Consider the following 19,684-nt stretch of genomic DNA (forward strand, 5'->3'; position numbering starts at 1 on the left):
GGGATGTGTCCACGGAATTTTTACCGTTTGTCGCGTTCAAACCTCGGCAAAGATCCATTGTCCATGTCCTCTGCACCACAGAGTGCAAAAGTAGGAGCTCCTCCATGTTCACTCCGCGTCGTCTGCTAGTTGTCGCTACTGCCGTAGCCTTGTTATCTGGCTGTGCTTCACCTAATCCGTATGACGGTAGCAGTCAGGGACAGGCGAGTAATGAATCCGGTGGCATGAGCAAGACCGCCAAGTACGGCGGCCTCGGTGCCCTGGCCGGTGCGTTGGCCGGTGCGGCCATCGACCATAACAACCGTGGCAAGGGCGCGCTGATCGGTGCGGTCGTCGCGGGGGCAGGCGCAGCGGGTTATGGCTACTACGCCGACCAGCAGGAAAAGAAACTGCGCGAAAGCATGGCCAATACCGGTGTTGAGGTTCAGCGCCAGGGCGATCAGATCAAACTGATCATGCCGGGTAACATCACCTTTGCCACCAACTCGGACGCGATCTCCAGCAGTTTCTACATGCCGCTGAACAACCTGGCCAACTCGCTCAAGCAGTTCAGCCAGAACACCATCCAGATCGTGGGTTACACCGATAGCACTGGCAGCCGCCAACTGAACATGGACCTGTCCCAACGCCGTGCGCAGAGTGTGGCGAATTACCTGACATCCCAAGGCGTCAGCGCCGCCAACCTGAGCGCTCGCGGTGCCGGTCCGGATAATCCGATTGCCAGCAATGCCGACGTCAACGGTCGCGCTCAGAACCGGCGTGTAGAAGTGAACCTGGGCCCAATCCCAGGCCAGCAGTACGGCCAGCCTGCTGCCCAGCAACAGGCGCCACAGCAGAACAACCAGTTCCAGGGCAACCCGTACTCGCAATACCAGTAATCACCCGCTAATAAAAAGGGCGCCCTGCAGTGAATGCAGGGCGCCCTTTTTTATGGCTGTCGGTTACATCAATCGATGTACTCGAACACCTTCACGATCCGCTGCACGCCGGATACACCCTGTACCAGGTTCGCCGCACGGGTCGCTTCCGCCTGGGTCAGCAGGCCCATCAGGTAAACGATGCCGTTGTCGGTGACGACTTTGATGCGCGAACCGGGAATTGCGTTATCGGTCAGCATCTGCGCCTTGATCTTGGTGGTCAGCAGCGCGTCGTTGCTGATGGCCAGCAGGGTGATCGGGTCCATCACCTGCAATTCGTTGTGGACCTTCTTGACTCGCTGCACGGCCGAGGCGGCTTGTTCGGCCTGGGCCTTGAGGTCGGCACGCGGCGTTTGGCCGGCGAGCAGCACCACGCCGTTGAAGCTGGTCACGACGATGCGCGACGCGCCATTGCCCAGGTCCGTAGCGGCCTTGGCGACGTTGACCTCGACCTTGGTTTCGATCAGCGAGTCGTCAATCTTGCTGCCGAAGGTGCGGGTGCCCTTGTCGTCCTGGATAGGGGTGTCACGTGTCGCGGTGATTGCCGTGCTGCAGCCGCTGATGCCGAGGCACAGCGCGATCGCCAATAGGCTGAGGCGTTTAACGGTCATTCTTCACTCCCGAACAGTTGGCTGTCGATCAGATCGCACAGGCAGTGGATCGTCAGCAGGTGGACTTCCTGAATACGTGCGGTGACATTGGCCGGGACGCGAATCTCCACGTCCTCGGGCAGCAGCAATGAGGCCATGCCGCCGCCGTCGCGACCGGTCAATGCTACGACAACCATTTCGCGATCATGTGCGGCCTGGATCGCCTGAATAATATTCGCCGAGTTGCCGCTGGTGGAAATCGCCAGCAGCACGTCGCCCGGTTGGCCCAGGGCGCGGATCTGCTTGGAGAAGATTTCGTTGTAGCTGTAGTCGTTGGCGATCGAGGTGATCGTCGACGAGTCGGTGGTCAAGGCAATGGCCGGCAGGCTAGGACGCTCGCGCTCGAAGCGGTTGAGCAACTCGGACGAGAAATGCTGGGCATCGCCGGCCGAGCCGCCGTTGCCGCACGAAAGCATTTTGCCCTCGTTGAGCAAGGCGTTGACCATGACCTGACTGGCTTGCTCGATGTGCGGTGCAAGTACGTCCATCGCCTGTTGCTTGGTGTCGATGCTGGCCTGGAAAAGCTGGCGAATTCGGGATTGCATGTCCATCTGTGTGACCTTAAGTAGCGCGGCTATTTGGCACAGGAATGTGCAGCCCGCAAAGCAAAGAGCAAAAGTGTGTGGTGAAGATGTCCGGCGAATCAGCTGTCGAAGGCATCTTTGAGCCAGTTCAAATCAGCTTTGCCAGACGGTGTGCTTTCAATGGCAACCACATCGAAACGGCAGGGGGAATCAGCCCAGCGATGCTCCTTGAGCAGGAAAAACTGCGCGGCGAGTATCAGCTTCTGACGCTTGCGCCCATCGATACTGGCGAGCGCGCCACCCCATTGTGCGTGTTTTCTGTAGCGGACTTCGACGAATACTACTGTATCGCCGTCAAGCATGACCAGATCAAGCTCGCCGCGGTTACACAACCAGTTCTGCGCCAGAAGACGCAGACCCTGTTGTCGAAGGTACTCAAGTGCTTGGAGTTCGGCATCCTTGCCGCTTTGTGCGCTGGACCTCTCGGGCATCAGCGTGGGGTATCGGGCAGACGCTGGACTTCGCCTCCGACGAACTTCGCCCAGGGCATCTGGCGGTCAACGCGCTGGTTGGCGCTGATGCCCAGGCTGCCGGAGAGGCCGTCAATGCGTGTGTCTGGCAATGCCTTGAGTTGGCCCACGCGTGGCGCCAGGCGGTATGCATCGACGCCCATCGCGTACAGGCGGCCAAGGCTGCCATTGGCTTGTGGCCATTGTGCGGCAACCTGGTTGCGCAGCGGGTCGGTGGTGTTGAGCAGCCAAGGGGTCTCGCAGAACATGACGTTGGTCATGTCCAGGTACTGGTTTTTGTCGCCGCTGGCGCTGAACACGTGGGATGTCGCATACACCGGCACGTCACCGGCGTACTGGAAGTTCAGGGTCGGCTTGATCTGCTGGGCCAGTTGCGGGGGGACGGCCATGAAGATGAACTCGATGTCCTGGCGACGCGAAGGCTGTGCGGCGACGTCGGTGCCGACGGCGCTTTGCAGGCTCTTGGCACGGCCTTCGCTTTTACGCAGTTGGAACAGATCGGCAATTTGCTGGGCGAGGGCGACCGGTTGGTCGACGTACTCGACGCCGACAACGGTGCCGCCGTTGGCTTCCCAATCCTGACGGAAGGCCTTGTAGACACGCTCACCCCATTCGCCACGGGGCACCATCGCGGCGGCGCGGTGCAGGCCGTCGGCACGGGCGCGGCGCGAGACTTCGCGAGCTTCGTCTTCAGCCGCCAGGCCGAACTGGAACAGTTGCGCCGGGTTTTGATCGGTCTCGCTGTAGTTCAATGCCAGGGTGGTAATCGGCAATTGCGGGCGCGCGCTGAGCTGTTTGACCAGCGGTTTTTCCAGCGGGCCGACGACCAGTTGCACGCCGGCGGCCTTGGCCTTGGCGTAGAAATCGTCGAGGGACGTCAGGCGCGAGCTGTCATAAAACTCGATGACCGGCGGCTTCTGCCCGGCTTGTTCAGCCTGGTAGTGCGCGGCCATGAAGCCTTCGCGTAGCGCTTTGGCAACGGCGGCCAGTGGGCCTTCCTGCGGCAGCAGCAGGGCGATCTTGTTCAGCGGCTGGCTCGCCAGCTCCTTGAGTTTGGTCAGCGGCGTCGGCAGTTGCACGGCCGCCGGGTGGCCTGGGTTTTGCGCGCGCCACGTGTCAATGGCGGCTTGCTGTTGCTCCAGCGTGCCGGCGCCCTTGACCGCCTGGGCCAAGGTGATCCAGCCGTCGAGCGTCGGGTTGCCGCTGGCTTGCAGTTGTTCGGCCGGCAGCGCGGCAATCAACGCCCAGATGGCTTCATGGTTGCTCTTCGCGGCGTCGCCTGTCAGCAGTGGCGCCATGGCCACACGCTCACGAGCGGCGGCCAGGGTCTGGCCGTCGGCTTCATAAGCACGCGCATGTACGGTGCCGGTGCGAACCTGCTGTTCGGCCGGCAGCTCCTTCAGGTTTTGCAGGCTGGGGTGGTTCAACGCCGTCAGCGCGGCCTTGGGCTGGTTGCGCGCCATGGCCAGTTCGGCGGCCAGGGTGCTGGCGAATATCTGCGCGGCGGGCTTGAGAGCATCCAGTGGCACCTGCGCAAGAATCTGCGACGAGCGGCCTGCGTTGTTCTGGTGGTAGGCCATGTCCGCCGCACTCAGGCGCAGCAGCGCAGCTTTTTCGGGCGTGTTGGCGGTGGTCGCCTGTTCGAGCAGTTGTTCGATACTGGCGTCCGGGGTCCGTGGCAGGTCGCCAAGGCTGGACGAGGGCGAGCTGGCACAGGCGCCCAGCAAGGCAGCGAGGCAGAGGGCGGAGAGCAGCCGCAGACAAGGGATCATGTAAATGTTCCTGATACCGATCAAATTAGCGTGGAATTGTACCCAAGCACTGGCCCAGGCGCGATGTTACTGGCGTGAAACCGTCAATTTAGATGGTGCAAATGTTGCGTTTGGGTGGGTGCGCCCGACCGACGGCTGAAACGGCATCCATCTCGATGGCATATTTCCAGGGCGCCTACGCGCTACAATGTGGTTTTTGCCAACCATCGAGGTGTGCGTTTTGACTGCTCCAGGTCCTTTGAATTCCGCTGCAGGCTCGCTTTTTGTCGTGGCGACGCCCATTGGCAACCTGGACGACATCAGTGCCCGGGCGCTTAAAGTGTTGCGCGACGTTAAATTGATCGCGGCGGAAGACACTCGGCACTCACAGCGTTTGATGCAGCATTTTGGAATCAGCACGCCATTAGCCGCCTGCCACGAGCATAACGAGCGCGAAGAAGGCAGCCGTTTTATCACCCGCCTGCTGGCCGGTGACGATGTGGCGCTGATCTCCGATGCTGGCACCCCGCTGATTTCCGACCCCGGTTACCACCTGGTGCGCCAGGCGCGTGCCGCCGGTATCAATGTAGTGCCTGTTCCGGGCGCATGCGCGTTGATTGCGGCGTTATCCGCCGCGGGGTTGCCATCGGATCGTTTTATCTTCGAGGGTTTCCTGCCTGCCAAGGCGGTGGGGCGTCGCGGACGTCTTCAGGCGCTTAAAGAAGAGCCGCGCACGCTGATCTTCTATGAAGCCCCGCATCGTATCCTCGAATGCCTGCAGGACATGGAGCTGGTGTTCGGTGGCGAACGCCTGGCGCTGCTGGCCCGTGAGCTGACCAAGACCTTCGAGACACTCAAGGGGTTGCCGCTGGAAGCGCTGCGCGCGTTTGTCGAGGGTGACAGCAATCAACAGCGTGGCGAGTGCGTGGTGCTGGTGGCGGGTTGGACGGCGCCGGAACATGAAGACGCCGTCGGTGGCGAAGCCATGCGTGTCCTGGATCTGCTGCTCAAGGAGATGCCCCTTAAGCGAGCGGCAGCGCTGGCGGCGGAAATTACCGGCGTGCGCAAGAATGTGTTGTATCAGGCCGCACTGGATAAACAGAAAGCCGAATAGTTCCGGGGTTAGGCCGGTATTCCGTCTGGACGTGATGGCATTGCTGCACTTTTAATACTTGTCCTAAGCCCGTCGTGCCGTTAACCTTCGCGGCGGAGAGTCGATTGGACAGTCGCTGCCTTCTATGAAAATTAGGGGGGGGAGGAAAGTCCGGGCTCCATAGGGCGAAGTGCCAGGTAATGCCTGGGAGGCGTGAGCCTACGGAAAGTGCCACAGAAAATAACCGCCTAAGCACTTCGGTGCCGGTAAGGGTGAAAAGGTGCGGTAAGAGCGCACCGCACGTCTGGCAACAGTTCGTGGCTAGGTAAACCCCACTTGGAGCAAGACCAAATAGGGTCCCAAGGCGTGGCCCGCGCTGGGACCGGGTAGGTTGCTAAAGATGTCCAGTGATGGCCATCGTAGACGAATGACTGTTCAAGACAGAACCCGGCTTATAGATCGACTCTCCACCTTTTTTCCTTCTGTCCGAATCTCGGACAGAAACCCGGTAGTAACGCAAGAATCCTTCCCTGCCAAATGATTGGCAGATGCATCTTCGTAATACCAAAAAAATCTTACTCTTAATAAATTACTTTAACTTTGAGCCATAGCTCTTTGAGCTATTAGTGCTTATTGAGCCAAAAATACCGCCGAACTCTGGTTTCTCCTCCTTTTACGCTCCTAAATCTCCGTTCTGTAAGGCTTTTCCTTGAATCCGCGCCTTGACGGTGTGGTGGGCGCATTCCTATAGTGTGCGCAAGTGGCGGAAAGTGGCACAAAGTGGGTTTTTTGAACGTAAAACGCTAAAATTGGGAGAAACGCATCTGTGTTTCGCGGAGCCAACGCTATTAGTCTCGATGCAAAAGGCCGTCTCGCCATGCCGAGCCGGTATCGTGACGAGCTCATTTCGCGAAGTTCCGGACAGTTGATCATCACTATCGATGCCGTTGACCCTTGTTTGTGTGTTTACCCCCTCGATGAGTGGGAGTTGATTGAAACCAAGCTGCGCGCCCTGCCTTCATTGCGTGAAGAAAACCGCCGTCTGCAGCGTTTGCTGATTGGTAATGCCGTCGACCTCGAGCTCGATGGCAGCGGTCGTTTCCTGGTGCCACCGCGTCTGCGCGAGTACGCCAAACTCGACAAGCGCGCAATGCTGGTGGGCCAACTGAACAAGTTCCAATTGTGGGACGAAGATGCCTGGGATGCTGTTTCTGCAGCTGACCTGGCTGCTATTCAACAACCGGGCGCCATGCCTGATGAACTGCGTGATTTGATCCTGTGACTATTGATAGCGGCTTTAACCACATCACCGTACTGCTTGACGAAGCCGTTGAGGCTCTCGCCGTACGCGCGGATGGCTGCTATTTGGATGGCACCTTCGGCAGGGGCGGGCACAGTCGGTTGATACTTAGCCAGCTCGGGTCCGACGGTAAACTCCTCGGGTTCGACAAAGACCCCCAAGCGATTGCCACCGGGCAAGCGCTAGCGGCCGAAGACGGCCGCTTTGTCGTTGTACAACGCAGCTTTGCCGAGCTGGGTGCCGAAGTCGCCGAGCGCGGCATGGCAGGCAAGGTGGCCGGGGTTTTGCTCGACCTGGGCGTGTCTTCGCCACAGCTCGATGACCCGGAGCGCGGTTTCAGTTTCATGAACGACGGTCCGCTCGATATGCGCATGGACCCCACCCGTGGTGTCAGTGCAGCCCAGTTCATCGCCACCGCACCGGTGGAAGAAATCGCCCGTGTGTTCAAGGAATACGGTGAAGAGCGCTTTGCCGGCCGCATGGCGCGTGCTGTGGTCGAGCGCCGGGAAATCCAGCCGTTCGAGCGCACCGCCGACCTGGCCGAAGTGCTGAAAGTCGCCAACCCTGCCTGGGAAAAGGGTAAGAACCCCGCCACCCGTGCGTTCCAGGGCCTGCGCATTCACGTCAACAACGAATTGGGCGATCTGGAGGCGGGCCTCGATGCCGCGCTGGAAGCCTTGGAAGTGGGTGGTCGCCTGGTGGTGATCAGCTTCCACTCCCTGGAAGACCGCATCGTCAAGCTGTTCATGCGTCGCCTGGTCAAGGGCGAATCCGACAACCTGCCGCGCAACCTGCCGGTGCGTTTCGAAGCCTTCGTGCCGAAAATCAAAGTCCATGGCAAACCGCAGTTCGCTTCCGAAGCTGAACTCAAGGCCAACCCACGTTCCCGTAGCGCCGTCATGCGCGTCGCAGAGAAGTTGCGGTGAGCAGGCTTTTCGCCAAGCCCCTCCCGGGCGGTAGCTTCTTTATGTTGCTGCTGTATATCGGCGTGTTGGTGTCTGCGATTGCGGTGTCCTACAGCGCCCATTACAACCGCCAACTGCTCAATACCCTGTACGGGGAATTGAGCGTGCGCGATAAAGCGCAGGCAGAGTGGGGCCGGTTGATCCTCGAGCAAAGCACCTGGACTGCCCACAGCCGCATCGAAATACTCGCCACCGAACAGCTGAAGATGCACATCCCGAGCGCGGCCGAAGTGCGAATGGTGGCGCCATGATGAAACTCGAAGGCGCACTTTACCCGTGGCGCTTCCGTCTGATGCTCGGCTTGCTGGCCTTGATGGTCGGCGCAATCGCCTGGCGGATCATTGATCTGCAGGTAGTCGACCGCGACTTCCTGATCGGCGAGGGCAATGCCCGTAGCCTGCGGCATATTCCGATTCCTGCACACCGCGGCCTGATCACCGACCGTAACGGTGAGCCCCTGGCCGTCAGCACACCGGTGACCACGCTGTGGGCCAACGCCAAGGAATTGCAGGTGGCCAAGGACAAGTGGCCACAACTGGCTGCCGCGTTGGGTCAGGACCCGAAAGCCTTGGCCGAGCGCCTGGAAGCTCAGGCCAATAAAGAATTCATCTACCTGGTTCGCGGCCTCACCCCCGAACAAGGCCAGCAAGTGCTCGACCTAAAAGTCCCCGGTGTCTACGGCATCGAGGAGTTCCGCCGCTTCTATCCGGCCGGTGAAACCACCGCGCACATGGTTGGCTTTACCGACATCGATGACCATGGTCGCGAAGGTGTGGAGCTGGCCTACGATGAATGGCTGGCCGGCGTGCCTGGCAAGCGACAGGTCATCAAGGATCGACGCGGCAGACTGATCAAAGACGTCCAAGTCACCAAAAACGCCAAGGCCGGAAAGCCCTTGGCGTTGTCGATTGACCTGCGCCTGCAATACCTGGCCAACCGCGAGCTGCGTAACGCGATCATCGAGAACGGCGCCAAGGCTGGCAGCCTGGTGATCATGGACGTGAAGACCGGCGAGATTCTCGCCATGGTCAACCAGCCGACCTATAACCCGAACAACCGTCGCAACCTGCAACCGGCGATGATGCGCAACCGCGCGATGATCGACGTGTTCGAACCGGGTTCGACCATGAAAGCCATCTCCATGAGTGCCGCCCTGGAAACCGGGCGCTGGAAGCCCAGCGACAAGGTCGAGGTCTACCCAGGCACCTTGCAGTTGGGCAAATACACCATTCGTGACGTGTCCCGTACCGAAGGTCCGGTGCTGGATCTGACAGGTATCCTGATCAACTCCAGTAACGTGGGCATGAGTAAGGTTGCCTTCGATATCGGCGGCGAAACCATCTACCACCTGGCGCAAAAGATCGGCCTGGGCCAACCCACCGGCCTGGATTTTCCGGGTGAGCGCGTGGGCAACCTGCCTAACTACCGCGACTGGAAAAAGGCCGAGACCGCCACGCTCTCCTATGGCTATGGCCTGTCGGTGACAGCGATCCAACTGGCTCACGCTTTCTCTGTATTGGCCAATAACGGTCGAATGGTTCCTTTGAGCCTGATCCACGTCGACGAAGCGCCGAAAGCGACCCAGGTGATTCCGGAAAACGTCGCCAAGACCATGCAAGGCATGCTGCAACAAGTGATCGAAGCACCGCGCGGCGTATTCCGTGCCCAGGTGCCGGCGTATCACGTGGCTGGCAAGTCGGGTACAGCGCGTAAAACCTCGGTCGGCACCAAAGGCTATGCCGAGAACTCCTACCGCTCGCTGTTCGCCGGCTTCGGTCCGATGAGCGACCCGCGCTACGCGATCGTCGTCGTGATTGATGAACCTAGTAAAGCGGGCTACTTCGGTGGCCTGGTGTCGGCGCCGGTGTTCAGCAAAGTGATGTCCGGCACCCTGCGCCTGATGAACGTCACGCCGGACAACTTGCCGCCGACCCAACAAGCGAACGCCGGACCGCCGGCCGCCGCAGTAAAAGCCAATGGAGGGCGCGGCTGATGTCTCTTAGCCTGAACAAGATTTTTGCCCATGCCGGTCGCGATCTGCTGATCCGCGAGCTGAGCCTGGACAGTCGTAATGTACGCGCCGGGGACCTGTTCCTGGCGGTGCCTGGCGGCAAATACGATGGTCGTGCGCATATCGCCGATGCCCTGCAACGCGGCGCCGCAGCCGTGGCTTATGAAGTGGACGGCGCCACCGTGCTGCCAATCACCGACGTGCCGTTGATTCCCGTCAAAGGCCTGGCCGCGCAACTGTCGGATATCGCCGGGCGTTTCTACGGCGACCCGAGCCGCCACCTGAACCTGATTGGCGTGACCGGCACCAACGGCAAGACCAGCGTGACCCAACTGGTCGCCCAGGCCCTTGACCTGCTGGGTCAGCACTGTGGCATTGTCGGCACCCTGGGCACCGGTTTCTATGGCTCGCTGCAAAGCGGCCTGCACACCACGCCGAACCCGATCGCCGTGCAAGCGACCCTGGCCGACCTGAAAAAGGCCGGTGCCAAGGCGGTTGCCATGGAAGTGTCGTCCCACGGTTTGCACCAGGGCCGCGTTGCCGCACTGGCCTTCGATGTGGCGGTGATGACCAACCTGTCCCGCGATCACCTGGACTACCACGGCACGATGGAGGCCTACGGTGCCGAGAAGGCCAAGCTGTTTGCCTGGAATGACCTGAAGTGCCGCGTGGTGAACCTGGATGACGCGTTCGGCCGCGAGCTGGCTGCCCAAGACAGCGAAGCGCGCCTGATCAGCTACAGCCTGGAAGATTCCCGCGCCTACCTGTATTGCCGCGAAGCCCACTTCAGTGACGAGGGCGTGCGCGCCACGTTGGTGACGCCGCAGGGCGAGCACCATTTGCGCAGCACCCTGCTCGGCCGCTTCAACCTGAGCAACGTGCTTGCCGCCATCGGTGCCTTGCTCGGCCTGGACTACGCCCTCGATGAAATCCTGCAGGTGCTGCCGAAGCTGGAAGGCCCGGCTGGACGCATGCAGCGTTTGGGTGGCGGTTCGCAGCCGCTGGTGGTGGTCGATTATGCCCACACCCCGGACGCACTGGAAAAAGTCCTCTTGGCCCTGCGCCCGCATGCTAAAGGCAAGTTGCTGTGCCTGTTTGGCTGTGGCGGTGATCGCGATCGCGGCAAGCGTCCGTTGATGGCCGAGATTGTCGAGCGCCTGGCCGATGGCGTGCTCGTCACCGACGACAACCCGCGCAGCGAAGAGCCAAGCCAGATTTTCGACGACATCCGCGTCGGCTTTAAAGACGCGTCCAAGGCCAGCTTCGTTGCCGGTCGCGGCGCGGCCATTGCCCAATTGATTGCCAGTGCCAGTGCCGACGATGTCGTGGTCCTGGCCGGTAAAGGTCACGAGGATTACCAGGAAATCAACGGCGAACGCCATGCCTTCTCCGACCTGGTCGAGGCCGATCATGCCTTGACCGCCTGGGAGGTCGCCCATGCTTAAAGCGATTAAATTCAGCGAGCTGACCCAGGCCCTCTCGGCGCGCATTCTGTCGGGTGATTGCAGTTTCAATGGCGTCAGTATCGATAGCCGCGCGATCAAGCCAGGCCAACTGTTTGTCGCTCTGGCCGGTCCGCGTTTCGACGGCCATGACTACCTGAATGACGTTGCCGCCAAAGGCGCGGTTGGTGCCCTGGTGCAGCACGAAGTGGCAGATTCGACCTTGCCGCAATTGCTGGTGGCCGATACACGCCTGGCCCTGGGTCAACTTGGCGCGCTGAACCGTGCTGCCTTCGATAAGCCCGTGGCAGCCATCACCGGCTCCAGCGGCAAGACCACGGTCAAGGAACTGCTCGCCGGTGTCCTGCGCACGCGCGGGCCGGTGCTGGCCACCCGTGGCAACCTGAACAACGATTTCGGCGCACCGCTGACCCTGCTCGAACTGGCCCCGGAACACACGGCGGCCGTGATCGAGTTGGGTGCTTCGCGTGTCGGCGAAATTGCCTATACCGTGGCGCTGACCAAGCCTCACGTGGCAATTATCAACAACGCCGGAACTGCCCACGTCGGTGAGTTCGGTGGCCCGGAAAAAATCGTCGAAGCCAAGGGCGAAATCCTCGAAGGCCTCGATGCCTTGGGCACTGCTGTTTTGAATCTTGACGACAAGGCCTTCGAGACCTGGCGTGTACGCGCCGCCGGTCGCAAGGTGCTGACGTTCGCCGTGCTGAATGCAGCGGCCGATTTCCACGCGTCGAACATCACGCTCGACGCCCGTGGTTGCCCGTCCTTTACCTTGCATACGCCGCAAGGCGAAGAGCCCGTGCAGTTGAATCTGCTGGGCAACCATAACGTCGCCAACGCCTTGGCGGCAGCGGCTGCGGCTTACGCCCTGGGCGTGTCGCTGTTCGGTATTGCCACCGGCCTGGGCGCGGTGCAACCGGTCAAGGGCCGTACCGTCGCGCAATTGGCCAGCAACGGCATGCGTGTGATTGACGACACTTACAACGCCAACCAGTCCTCGGTCTGCGCCGCCATTGACCTGCTCAAGGGCTTTGATGGGCGCAAGGTGCTGGTGCTGGGCGATATCGCCGAACTGGGCGACTGGGCCGAACAGTCCCATCGTGAAGTCGGCGCTTACGCTAGCGGCAAAGTCGACGCGTTCTACGCTGTCGGCCCGAACATGGCCCATGCCGTCGATGCCTTCGGCCCCGGAGCGCGGCATTTTGCGACCCAGGCTGAGCTGATCCAGGCGCTGCGTGCGGGCGAACAAAATAAACACACAACCATTTTGATCAAGGGATCGCGCAGCGCGGTGATGGAAAACGTCGTCGTGGCCTTGTGTGGCTCAAGTACGGAGAAACATTAATGCTGCTGCTGCTGGCTGAGTATCTGCAACAGTTCCACAAAGGCTTCGCGGTCTTTCAGTACCTGACCCTGCGCGGGATTCTGGGTGTGCTGACCGCGCTGTCGCTGTCGCTGTTCCTGGGGCCGTGGATGATCCGCACCCTGCAGAACCTGCAAATTGGTCAATCGGTTCGCAATGACGGCCCGCAGTCGCACCTGTCCAAATCCGGCACCCCGACCATGGGCGGCGCGCTGATTCTGTCGTCCATCGGTATCAGCACCTTGCTCTGGGCCGACCTGCACAACCGCTACGTCTGGGTAGTGCTGGCGGTGACCTTGTTGTTCGGCGCCATCGGCTGGGTCGATGACTATCGCAAAGTGATCGAGAAAAACTCCAAGGGCCTGCCAAGCCGCTGGAAGTATTTCTGGCAATCGGTCTTCGGCCTGGCTGCGGCGATCTTCCTCTACACGACTGCTCCAAGCGCGGTCGAGACTACCTTGATTATCCCGATGCTCAAGGATGCGAGCATTCCGCTGGGCATCGGCTTCGTTGTGCTGACCTACTTCGTCATCGTCGGCTCCAGCAACGCGGTGAACCTGACCGACGGCCTCGACGGTCTGGCGATCATGCCGACGGTGATGGTGGGCGGTGCGCTCGGCATCTTCTGCTACCTGTCGGGTAACGTGAAATTCGCTGAATACCTGTTGATCCCGTATGTGCCGGGCGCCGGTGAACTGATCGTGTTCTGCGGCGCGCTGATCGGTGCAGGCCTCGGCTTCCTGTGGTTCAACACCTATCCCGCACAAGTGTTCATGGGCGATGTCGGCGCACTGGCGCTGGGCGCGGCCCTGGGCACCATCGCGGTGATCGTCCGCCAGGAAATCGTGCTGTTCATCATGGGCGGTGTGTTCGTGATGGAAACCCTGTCGGTGGTCATCCAGGTGGCGTCCTTCAAATTGACCGGGCGCCGCGTGTTCCGCATGGCGCCGATCCACCACCACTTTGAACTCAAGGGCTGGCCTGAACCGCGTGTGATCGTCCGATTCTGGATCATCACCGTGATTCTCGTACTGGTCGGCCTTGCCACCCTGAAACTGAGGTAGAAACGAGTGTCCCTGATCGCTTCAGACCACTTCCGCATCGTTGTCGGCCTCGGCAAGAGCGGCATGTCCCTGGTTCGCTTCCTGGCGAACCGGGGCACGTCGTTTGCTGTCGCCGATACGCGGGAAAATCCACCGGAGCTGGTCACGCTGCGCCGTGACTACCCGCACGTGGAAGTGCGTTGTGGCGAGTTGGATGTCGAGTTTCTGTGCCGTGCCGACGAGCTTTACGTAAGCCCCGGCCTGGCCCTGGCGACACCGGCCCTGCAAGCCGCAGCGGCGCGTGGCGTAAAACTGTCCGGCGATATCGACCTGTTCGCGCGCAACGCTAAGGCGCCGATCGTGGCGATCAGCGGTTCCAATGCAAAAAGCACCGTGACCACCCTGGTTGGTGAGATGGCGGCAGCGGCTGGCAAGCGCGTGGCCGTGGGCGGCAACCTCGGTACCCCGGCGCTGGACCTGCTCAGCGACGACGTCGAGCTGTACGTGATGGAGCTGTCGAGTTTCCAGTTGGAAACCACCCACGACCTGGGCGCTGAAGTGGCCACCGTGCTGAATGTCAGCGAAGACCACATGGACCGCTACAGCGGCCTGCCGGCCTATCACCTGGCCAAGCACCGGATTTTCCGCGGTGCCAAACAAGTGGTGGTCAACCGCCAGGACGCCTTGAGCCGTCCGTTGATGGGCGAGGGCCTGCCGTGCTGGACCTTTGGCCTGGGCAAACCCGACTTCAAGGCTTTCGGCATTCGTGAAGAGAACGGCGAGAAATACCTGGCCTTCGAATTCCAGAACCTGATGCCTGTACGCGAGCTGAAAATCCGTGGTGCGCACAACCAATCCAATGCCCTGGCGGCTCTGGCCCTCGGGCATGCCGTTGGTTTGCCGTTCGACGCCATGCTCGCGAGCCTGCGCACCTTCGGCGGCCTTGAGCATCGCTGCCAATGGGTACGCGACCTGAATGGCGTCAGCTATTACAACGATTCCAAGGCCACCAACGTCGGTGCCGCATTGGCCGCCATCGAAGGCCTGGGTGCCGATATCGACGGCAAGCTGCTGCTGATCGCCGGTGGCGACGGCAAAGGCGCCGATTTCAAGGACCTCAAGGGGCCGGTGGCCGCCCATTGCCGCGCCGTGGTGCTGATGGGGCGCGATGCCGACTTGATCGCCGCCGCCCTCGGTGATGCGGTGCCGCAAGTGCGCGCCAGCTCCCTCGACGACGCGATTGCCCAGTGCAAAGCCTTGGCCCAGCCGGGTGATGCGGTGTTGTTGTCGCCGGCGTGCGCCAGTTTCGACATGTTCAAGAACTACGAAGAGCGCGGCCAGCTGTTCGCCCGCGCCGTGGAGGCCTTGGCATGAATCTCAACTTCCGTAACATCATCAAGCCGTATCCGTCGCCGATCATTACCGGGCGCGGCATCGACCTCGACTTCCCGATGCTCGCCGGTTGCCTCGCGCTGCTGGGCCTGGGGCTGGTGATGATTACGTCGGCGTCTTCCGAAGTGGCTGCCGTGCAGTCGGGCAACACCTTGTACATGATGATCCGTCACCTGGTGTACCTGGTGATCGGCCTCGGCGCGTGCATCGTCACCATGATGATCCCCATCGCGACCTGGCAGCGCCTGGGTTGGCTGATGCTGATCGGGGCATTTGGCTTGCTGATCATGGTGATCCTGCCCGGCATCGGCCGCGAGGTGAACGGTTCGATGCGCTGGATCGGCTTCGGTGCGTTTAACGTGCAGCCGTCGGAAATCGCCAAGGTGTTCGTGGTGATCTACCTCGCCGGTTACCTGGTACGTCGTCAGAAGGAAGTGCGCGAGAGCTGGATGGGCTTCTTCAAGCCGTTCATCGTGCTGCTGCCCATGGCGGGCCTGCTGCTGATGGAACCCGACTTCGGGGCCACCGTCGTGATGATGGGCGCCGCCGCAGCGATGCTGTTCCTCGGCGGCGTCGGGCTGTTCCGCTTCACCTTGATGGTGGTGCTGGCGGTGGCCGCCGTGACCGTGCTGGTGCAGGCGCAACCTTACCGGATGGCCCGTCTGATCACCTTTACCGACCCGTGGTCCGACCAGTTCGGCTCCGGCTACCAGTTGACCCAGGCGCTGATCGCCTTCGGTCGCGGCGAGTGGCTGGGCGTGGGCCTGGGCAACAGCGTGCAGAAACAATTCTACCTGCCGGAAGCGCACACTGACTTCGTGTTCTCGGTGCTCGCCGAAGAGCTGGGCGTGGTCGGCTCGCTGTGTACCGTCGCGCTGTTCGTGTTCGTGTGTGTGCGCGGCATGTACATCGGCTTGTGGGCCGAGAAGGCCAAACAGTATTTCGCCGCGTATGTGGCGTATGGCTTGTCGTTCCTGTGGATCGGCCAGTTCCTGATCAATATCGGCGTGAACGTCGGCTTGCTGCCGACCAAGGGCCTGACCTTGCCGTTCCTCAGTTACGGCGGCAGTTCGTTGGTGATCTGCTGCGCCTGTCTCGGCTTGCTGCTGCGCATCGAGTGGGAGAGTCGAACCCACTTGGGCAGCGAAGAGATGGAGTTCAGCGAAAGCGACTTCGCCGAGGAGCCGACTCATGGGCGCTAACGTGCTGATCATGGCAGGCGGCACCGGGGGCCACGTGTTCCCGGCCCTGGCCTGCGCGCGTGAGTTCCAGAACCGTGGCTACACCGTGCATTGGTTGGGGACGCCGCGCGGCATCGAAAACGAATTGGTGCCGAACGCCGGCTTGCCGCTGCATTTGATCAACGTCACCGGCCTGCGCGGCAAGGGCAAGCTGTCCCTGCTCAAGGCGCCGTTCGTGTTGCTCAAGGCGGTGTGGCAGGCGCGCAACCTCATCCGTGAATTGAAACCGGTGTGTGTACTCGGTTTTGGCGGTTATGTGACCGGCCCCGGCGGCGTTGCGGCCAAACTCGCTGGCGTGCCGGTGATCGTGCATGAGCAGAACGCTGTCGCCGGCACCGCCAACCGCTTGCTGGTGCCGCTGGCGGCGCGGGTCTGCGAAGCGTTTCCGAATACCTTCGGCGCATCGGACAAGCGCCGCACCACGGGTAACCCGGTGCGCACCGAATTGTTTATGGACATCGCCCGTGAAGCCTTGGCCGGGCGCAAGGCGCACGTGCTGATCCTGGGCGGAAGCCTGGGCGCCGAGCCGCTGAATAAATTGCTGCCGCAAGCGCTGGCGCAACTGCCTGTGGACTTGCGCCCTGAGGTCTTCCACCAGGCCGGCAAGAACCACGATGAAGTGACCGCCACGCGTTATCGCGAGGCTGGTGTAGAGGCTGATGTGCAGCCCTTCATCAAAGACATGGCCCAAGCCTATGGCTGGGCCGACCTGGTGGTCTGTCGCGCTGGTGCGTTGACCGTCAGTGAACTGGCCGCCGCCGGTCTGCCGTCCTTGCTGGTGCCTTTGCCCCACGCGATCGACGATCACCAGACCCGCAACGCCGAATATTTGGCCGGGGAGGGCGCTGCCTTCCTGCTGCCGCAAAGAACGACTGGCGCCGCCGATTTGGCCGCACGCCTGACCGAGGTTTTGATGCAACCGGAACGACTCAACAGCATGGCGAGCACCGCACGCCGCCTGGCCAAACCTGACGCAACCCGCACCGTGGTCGATATCTGCCTGGAGGTGGCCCATGGTTGAGAATCAGAAAGCCATGCCGCAACCGGAAATGCGCCGTATCCGTCGTATCCACTTCGTCGGGATCGGCGGCGTGGGCATGTGTGGTATTGCCGAAGTGTTGCTGAACCTGGGCTACCAGGTGTCCGGCTCTGACTTGAAAGAGTCGCCGGTCACCGAGCGGCTGAAGTCCTTCGGTGCGAAAATCTTTATCGGCCACCACGCCGAGAACGCCACCGAGGCCGACGTGCTGGTGGTGTCCAGCGCCGTGAACACCTCTAACCCAGAAGTGGCCACCGCCCTTGAGCGCCGCATTCCCGTGGTGCCCCGCGCCGAAATGCTGGCCGAGCTGATGCGCTATCGCCATGGTATTGCCGTCGCCGGCACCCACGGCAAGACCACCACCACCAGCCTGATCGCCTCGGTGTTCGCCGCCGGTGGCCTGGACCCGACTTTCGTGATCGGTGGCCGCCTGAATGCAGCCGGCACCAATGCCCAGTTGGGCACCAGCCGCTACCTGATCGCCGAAGCTGACGAAAGCGATGCCAGCTTCCTGCACCTGCAACCGCTGGTGGCCGTGGTCACCAACATCGACGCCGACCACATGGCGACCTACGACGGTGACTTCAACAAGTTGAAGAAAACCTTCGTCGAGTTCCTGCATAACCTGCCGTTCTACGGTTTGGCGGTGGTGTGCCTGGATGACCCGGTGGTGCGTGAAATCCTGCCGCTGGTCAAGCGTCCTACCTTGACCTACGGCTTCAGCGAAGACGCCGACGTGCGTGCGATCAATGTGCGCCAGCAAGGCATGCAGACGTTCTTCACTGTGCTGCGCCCGGACCGCGAACCGCTGGACGTGTCGGTGAACATGCCGGGCAACCACAACGTACTCAATTCCCTGGCGACCATCTGCATTGCCTCCGACGAAGGCGTCAGCGATGAAGCCATTGTCGAGGGCCTGTCGGGTTTTGCCGGCGTTGGCCGGCGCTTCCAGGTCTATGGGCATCTGCCGGTGGAAGGTGGTGACGTGATGTTGGTGGACGACTACGGTCACCACCCGACTGAAGTCGCCGCCGTGATTAAAGCAGTGCGCGGTGGCTGGCCGGATCGTCGCCTGGTGATGGTCTACCAGCCGCACCGCTACAGCCGCACCCGCGACCTGTATGACGATTTCGTCAATGTACTGGCCGATGCCAACGTACTGCTGCTGATGGAAGTCTACCCGGCTGGTGAAGAACCGATCCCCGGGGCGGACAGCCGCAAGCTGTGCAACAGCATCCGTCAGCGTGGCCAGTTGGACCCGATCTACATCGAACGCGGTGTGGACCTGGCGCCGATCGTCAAGCCGCTGCTGCGTGCCGGCGACATCCTGCTGTGCCAGGGTGCTGGTGACATCGGTGGCCTTGCGCCTAAATTGCTGGCGAGCCCCTTGTTCGTCAAAGAAGCGTTTGCCGCAGAAAAGGGGAAGTCGAAATGACCACCCACTACGGCTCCCTGTTCTCCACCATCGCCCCCGCCGACTTCGGCCGCGTGGCCGTGCTGTTCGGCGGCAAGAGCGCTGAACGCGAAGTGTCACTCAAGTCCGGCAATGCCGTGCTCGAAGCGCTGCAGAGTGCGGGCGTGAATGCGTTCGGTATCGACGTGGGCGACGACTTCCTCGCCCGCCTGCAGGCCGAGAAGATCGACCGCGCCTTCATCATCCTGCACGGCCGTGGCGGTGAAGACGGCAGCATGCAAGGCCTGTTGGAGTGTGCTGGGATTCCTTACACCGGCAGCGGCATCCTCGCGTCGGCGCTGGCCATGGACAAGTTGCGCACCAAGCAGGTCTGGCACAGCCTGGGGATTCCAACCCCGCGTCACAGCGTGTTGTGCAGCGAAGACGATTGTATTTCTGCAGCCAAGGAACTGGGCCTGCCTTTGATCGTCAAACCAGCCCATGAAGGCTCCAGTATCGGCATGGCTAAAGTGAACTCGGCCGCCGAATTGATCGACGCATGGAAAGCGGCAAGTACCTACGATTCGCAAGTGTTGGTGGAACAGTGGATCCAAGGTCCCGAGTACACCATCGCCACCCTGCGTGGCCAGGTATTGCCGCCCATCGCCTTGGGCACGCCCCACACTTTCTACGACTACGACGCCAAGTACCTGGCTTCCGATACCCAGTACCGGATTCCCTGTGGCCTTGACGCAAGCAAAGAACAGGAACTGATGGACCTCACGGCGAAAGCCTGTGAGGCGCTGGGTATCGCCGGTTGGGCGCGGGCAGACGTGATGCAGGACGACCAAGGGAATTTCTGGTTCCTGGAAGTCAACACCGCACCGGGCATGACCGATCACAGCCTGGTCCCGATGGCCGCGCGCGCAGCCGGTCTGGATTTCCAGCAGTTGGTGCTGGCAATCCTGGCGGCCAGCGTTGCCGGTGAAGAAAGGCAGCGAGGCTAAGA

General features: G+C 61.3%; 18 protein-coding genes and 1 other RNA gene. 15 read left to right on the forward strand and 4 right to left on the reverse strand.

Annotation, left to right across the window (positions count from 1 at the left end; translation table 11 throughout):
- Window positions 1-104 precede the first annotated feature (104 nt).
- A complete protein-coding gene (locus P3S72_RS05620; protein ID WP_276196562.1) occupies window positions 105-878 on the forward strand; it encodes an OmpA family protein in 774 nt (257 codons plus the stop codon).
- Window positions 879-946: 68 nt separating this feature from the next.
- On the opposite strand, the gene P3S72_RS05625 is transcribed toward P3S72_RS05620, so the two are convergent.
- The 4 genes from P3S72_RS05625 to P3S72_RS05640 all read right to left on the reverse strand — a co-directional run bounded on the left by P3S72_RS05625 (window position 947) and on the right by P3S72_RS05640 (window position 4,393).
- Entirely contained in the window at window positions 947-1,528 is a 582-nt protein-coding gene (locus tag P3S72_RS05625) for a BON domain-containing protein (RefSeq protein ID WP_247406343.1), read from the reverse strand.
- Complete coding sequence (locus tag P3S72_RS05630; RefSeq protein WP_247406346.1) at window positions 1,525-2,118, reverse strand: phosphoheptose isomerase; 594 nt, start codon at window positions 2,116-2,118, stop codon at window positions 1,525-1,527. The genes P3S72_RS05625 and P3S72_RS05630 overlap by 4 nt, the downstream gene beginning before the upstream one ends.
- Window positions 2,119-2,210: 92 nt before the next feature.
- Window positions 2,211-2,582 carry a YraN family protein gene (locus P3S72_RS05635; protein ID WP_247406349.1) on the reverse strand — a complete coding sequence of 124 codons (372 nt, stop codon included), beginning with the start codon at window positions 2,580-2,582 and terminating at the stop codon, window positions 2,211-2,213.
- The gene (locus P3S72_RS05640; RefSeq protein ID WP_276196563.1) at window positions 2,582-4,393 is read right to left on the reverse strand and encodes a penicillin-binding protein activator; all 1,812 of its coding nucleotides are present in this window, start codon (window positions 4,391-4,393) and stop codon (window positions 2,582-2,584) included. The genes P3S72_RS05635 and P3S72_RS05640 overlap by 1 nt, the downstream gene beginning before the upstream one ends.
- A 187-nt stretch (window positions 4,394-4,580) precedes the next feature.
- Here P3S72_RS05640 and rsmI point away from each other — a divergent pair, with 187 nt between their 5' ends.
- The 14 genes from rsmI to P3S72_RS05710 all read left to right on the forward strand — a co-directional run bounded on the left by rsmI (window position 4,581) and on the right by P3S72_RS05710 (window position 19,682).
- Window positions 4,581-5,486: a 16S rRNA (cytidine(1402)-2'-O)-methyltransferase gene (rsmI, locus tag P3S72_RS05645; protein WP_276196564.1), complete on the forward strand. Its 906-nt coding sequence runs from the start codon at window positions 4,581-4,583 to the stop codon at window positions 5,484-5,486.
- Window positions 5,487-5,582: 96 nt separating this feature from the next.
- Window positions 5,583-5,936: RNase P RNA component class A (gene rnpB, locus P3S72_RS05650), an RNA gene on the forward strand.
- Window positions 5,937-6,291: 355 nt separating this feature from the next.
- A complete protein-coding gene (gene mraZ, locus P3S72_RS05655; RefSeq protein ID WP_003171868.1) occupies window positions 6,292-6,747 on the forward strand; it encodes a division/cell wall cluster transcriptional repressor MraZ in 456 nt (151 codons plus the stop codon).
- A 2-nt stretch (window positions 6,748-6,749) separates the two neighbouring features.
- Window positions 6,750-7,691, forward strand: coding sequence for a 16S rRNA (cytosine(1402)-N(4))-methyltransferase RsmH (gene rsmH / locus P3S72_RS05660; protein ID WP_247403615.1), 942 nt, complete (start codon window positions 6,750-6,752; stop codon window positions 7,689-7,691).
- Window positions 7,688-7,981, forward strand: a complete 294-nt coding sequence (gene ftsL / locus P3S72_RS05665) for a cell division protein FtsL (RefSeq protein ID WP_276196565.1) — start codon at window positions 7,688-7,690, stop codon at window positions 7,979-7,981. Before rsmH ends, ftsL begins: the two co-directional genes overlap by 4 nt.
- Complete coding sequence (locus P3S72_RS05670) at window positions 7,981-9,723, forward strand: penicillin-binding protein 2 (protein WP_276197900.1); 1,743 nt, start codon at window positions 7,981-7,983, stop codon at window positions 9,721-9,723. Before ftsL ends, P3S72_RS05670 begins: the two co-directional genes overlap by 1 nt.
- The gene (locus tag P3S72_RS05675) at window positions 9,723-11,186 is read left to right on the forward strand and encodes a UDP-N-acetylmuramoyl-L-alanyl-D-glutamate--2,6-diaminopimelate ligase (protein ID WP_276196566.1); all 1,464 of its coding nucleotides are present in this window, start codon (window positions 9,723-9,725) and stop codon (window positions 11,184-11,186) included. The genes P3S72_RS05670 and P3S72_RS05675 overlap by 1 nt, the downstream gene beginning before the upstream one ends.
- Entirely contained in the window at window positions 11,179-12,549 is a 1,371-nt protein-coding gene (gene murF / locus P3S72_RS05680; RefSeq protein ID WP_276196567.1) for a UDP-N-acetylmuramoyl-tripeptide--D-alanyl-D-alanine ligase, read from the forward strand. The genes P3S72_RS05675 and murF overlap by 8 nt, the downstream gene beginning before the upstream one ends.
- Window positions 12,549-13,631: a phospho-N-acetylmuramoyl-pentapeptide-transferase gene (mraY, locus tag P3S72_RS05685; RefSeq protein ID WP_247403613.1), complete on the forward strand. Its 1,083-nt coding sequence runs from the start codon at window positions 12,549-12,551 to the stop codon at window positions 13,629-13,631. Before murF ends, mraY begins: the two co-directional genes overlap by 1 nt.
- Before the next feature lie 6 nt (window positions 13,632-13,637).
- Entirely contained in the window at window positions 13,638-14,984 is a 1,347-nt protein-coding gene (gene murD / locus P3S72_RS05690; protein ID WP_276196568.1) for a UDP-N-acetylmuramoyl-L-alanine--D-glutamate ligase, read from the forward strand.
- A complete protein-coding gene (gene ftsW, locus P3S72_RS05695) occupies window positions 14,981-16,204 on the forward strand; it encodes a putative lipid II flippase FtsW (protein ID WP_057004267.1) in 1,224 nt (407 codons plus the stop codon). Before murD ends, ftsW begins: the two co-directional genes overlap by 4 nt.
- Window positions 16,194-17,264 carry an undecaprenyldiphospho-muramoylpentapeptide beta-N-acetylglucosaminyltransferase gene (gene murG / locus P3S72_RS05700; RefSeq protein ID WP_276196569.1) on the forward strand — a complete coding sequence of 357 codons (1,071 nt, stop codon included), beginning with the start codon at window positions 16,194-16,196 and terminating at the stop codon, window positions 17,262-17,264. Before ftsW ends, murG begins: the two co-directional genes overlap by 11 nt.
- Window positions 17,257-18,717, forward strand: a complete 1,461-nt coding sequence (murC, locus tag P3S72_RS05705; protein ID WP_276196570.1) for a UDP-N-acetylmuramate--L-alanine ligase — start codon at window positions 17,257-17,259, stop codon at window positions 18,715-18,717. The genes murG and murC overlap by 8 nt, the downstream gene beginning before the upstream one ends.
- Window positions 18,714-19,682, forward strand: a complete 969-nt coding sequence (locus P3S72_RS05710; protein ID WP_276196571.1) for a D-alanine--D-alanine ligase — start codon at window positions 18,714-18,716, stop codon at window positions 19,680-19,682. Before murC ends, P3S72_RS05710 begins: the two co-directional genes overlap by 4 nt.
- Window positions 19,683-19,684 lie beyond the last annotated feature (2 nt).

Origin of the sequence: Pseudomonas sp. D3 (assembly GCF_029320995.1) — a bacterium.
Classification (GTDB): Bacteria; Pseudomonadota; Gammaproteobacteria; order Pseudomonadales; family Pseudomonadaceae; genus Aquipseudomonas; species Aquipseudomonas paraveronii.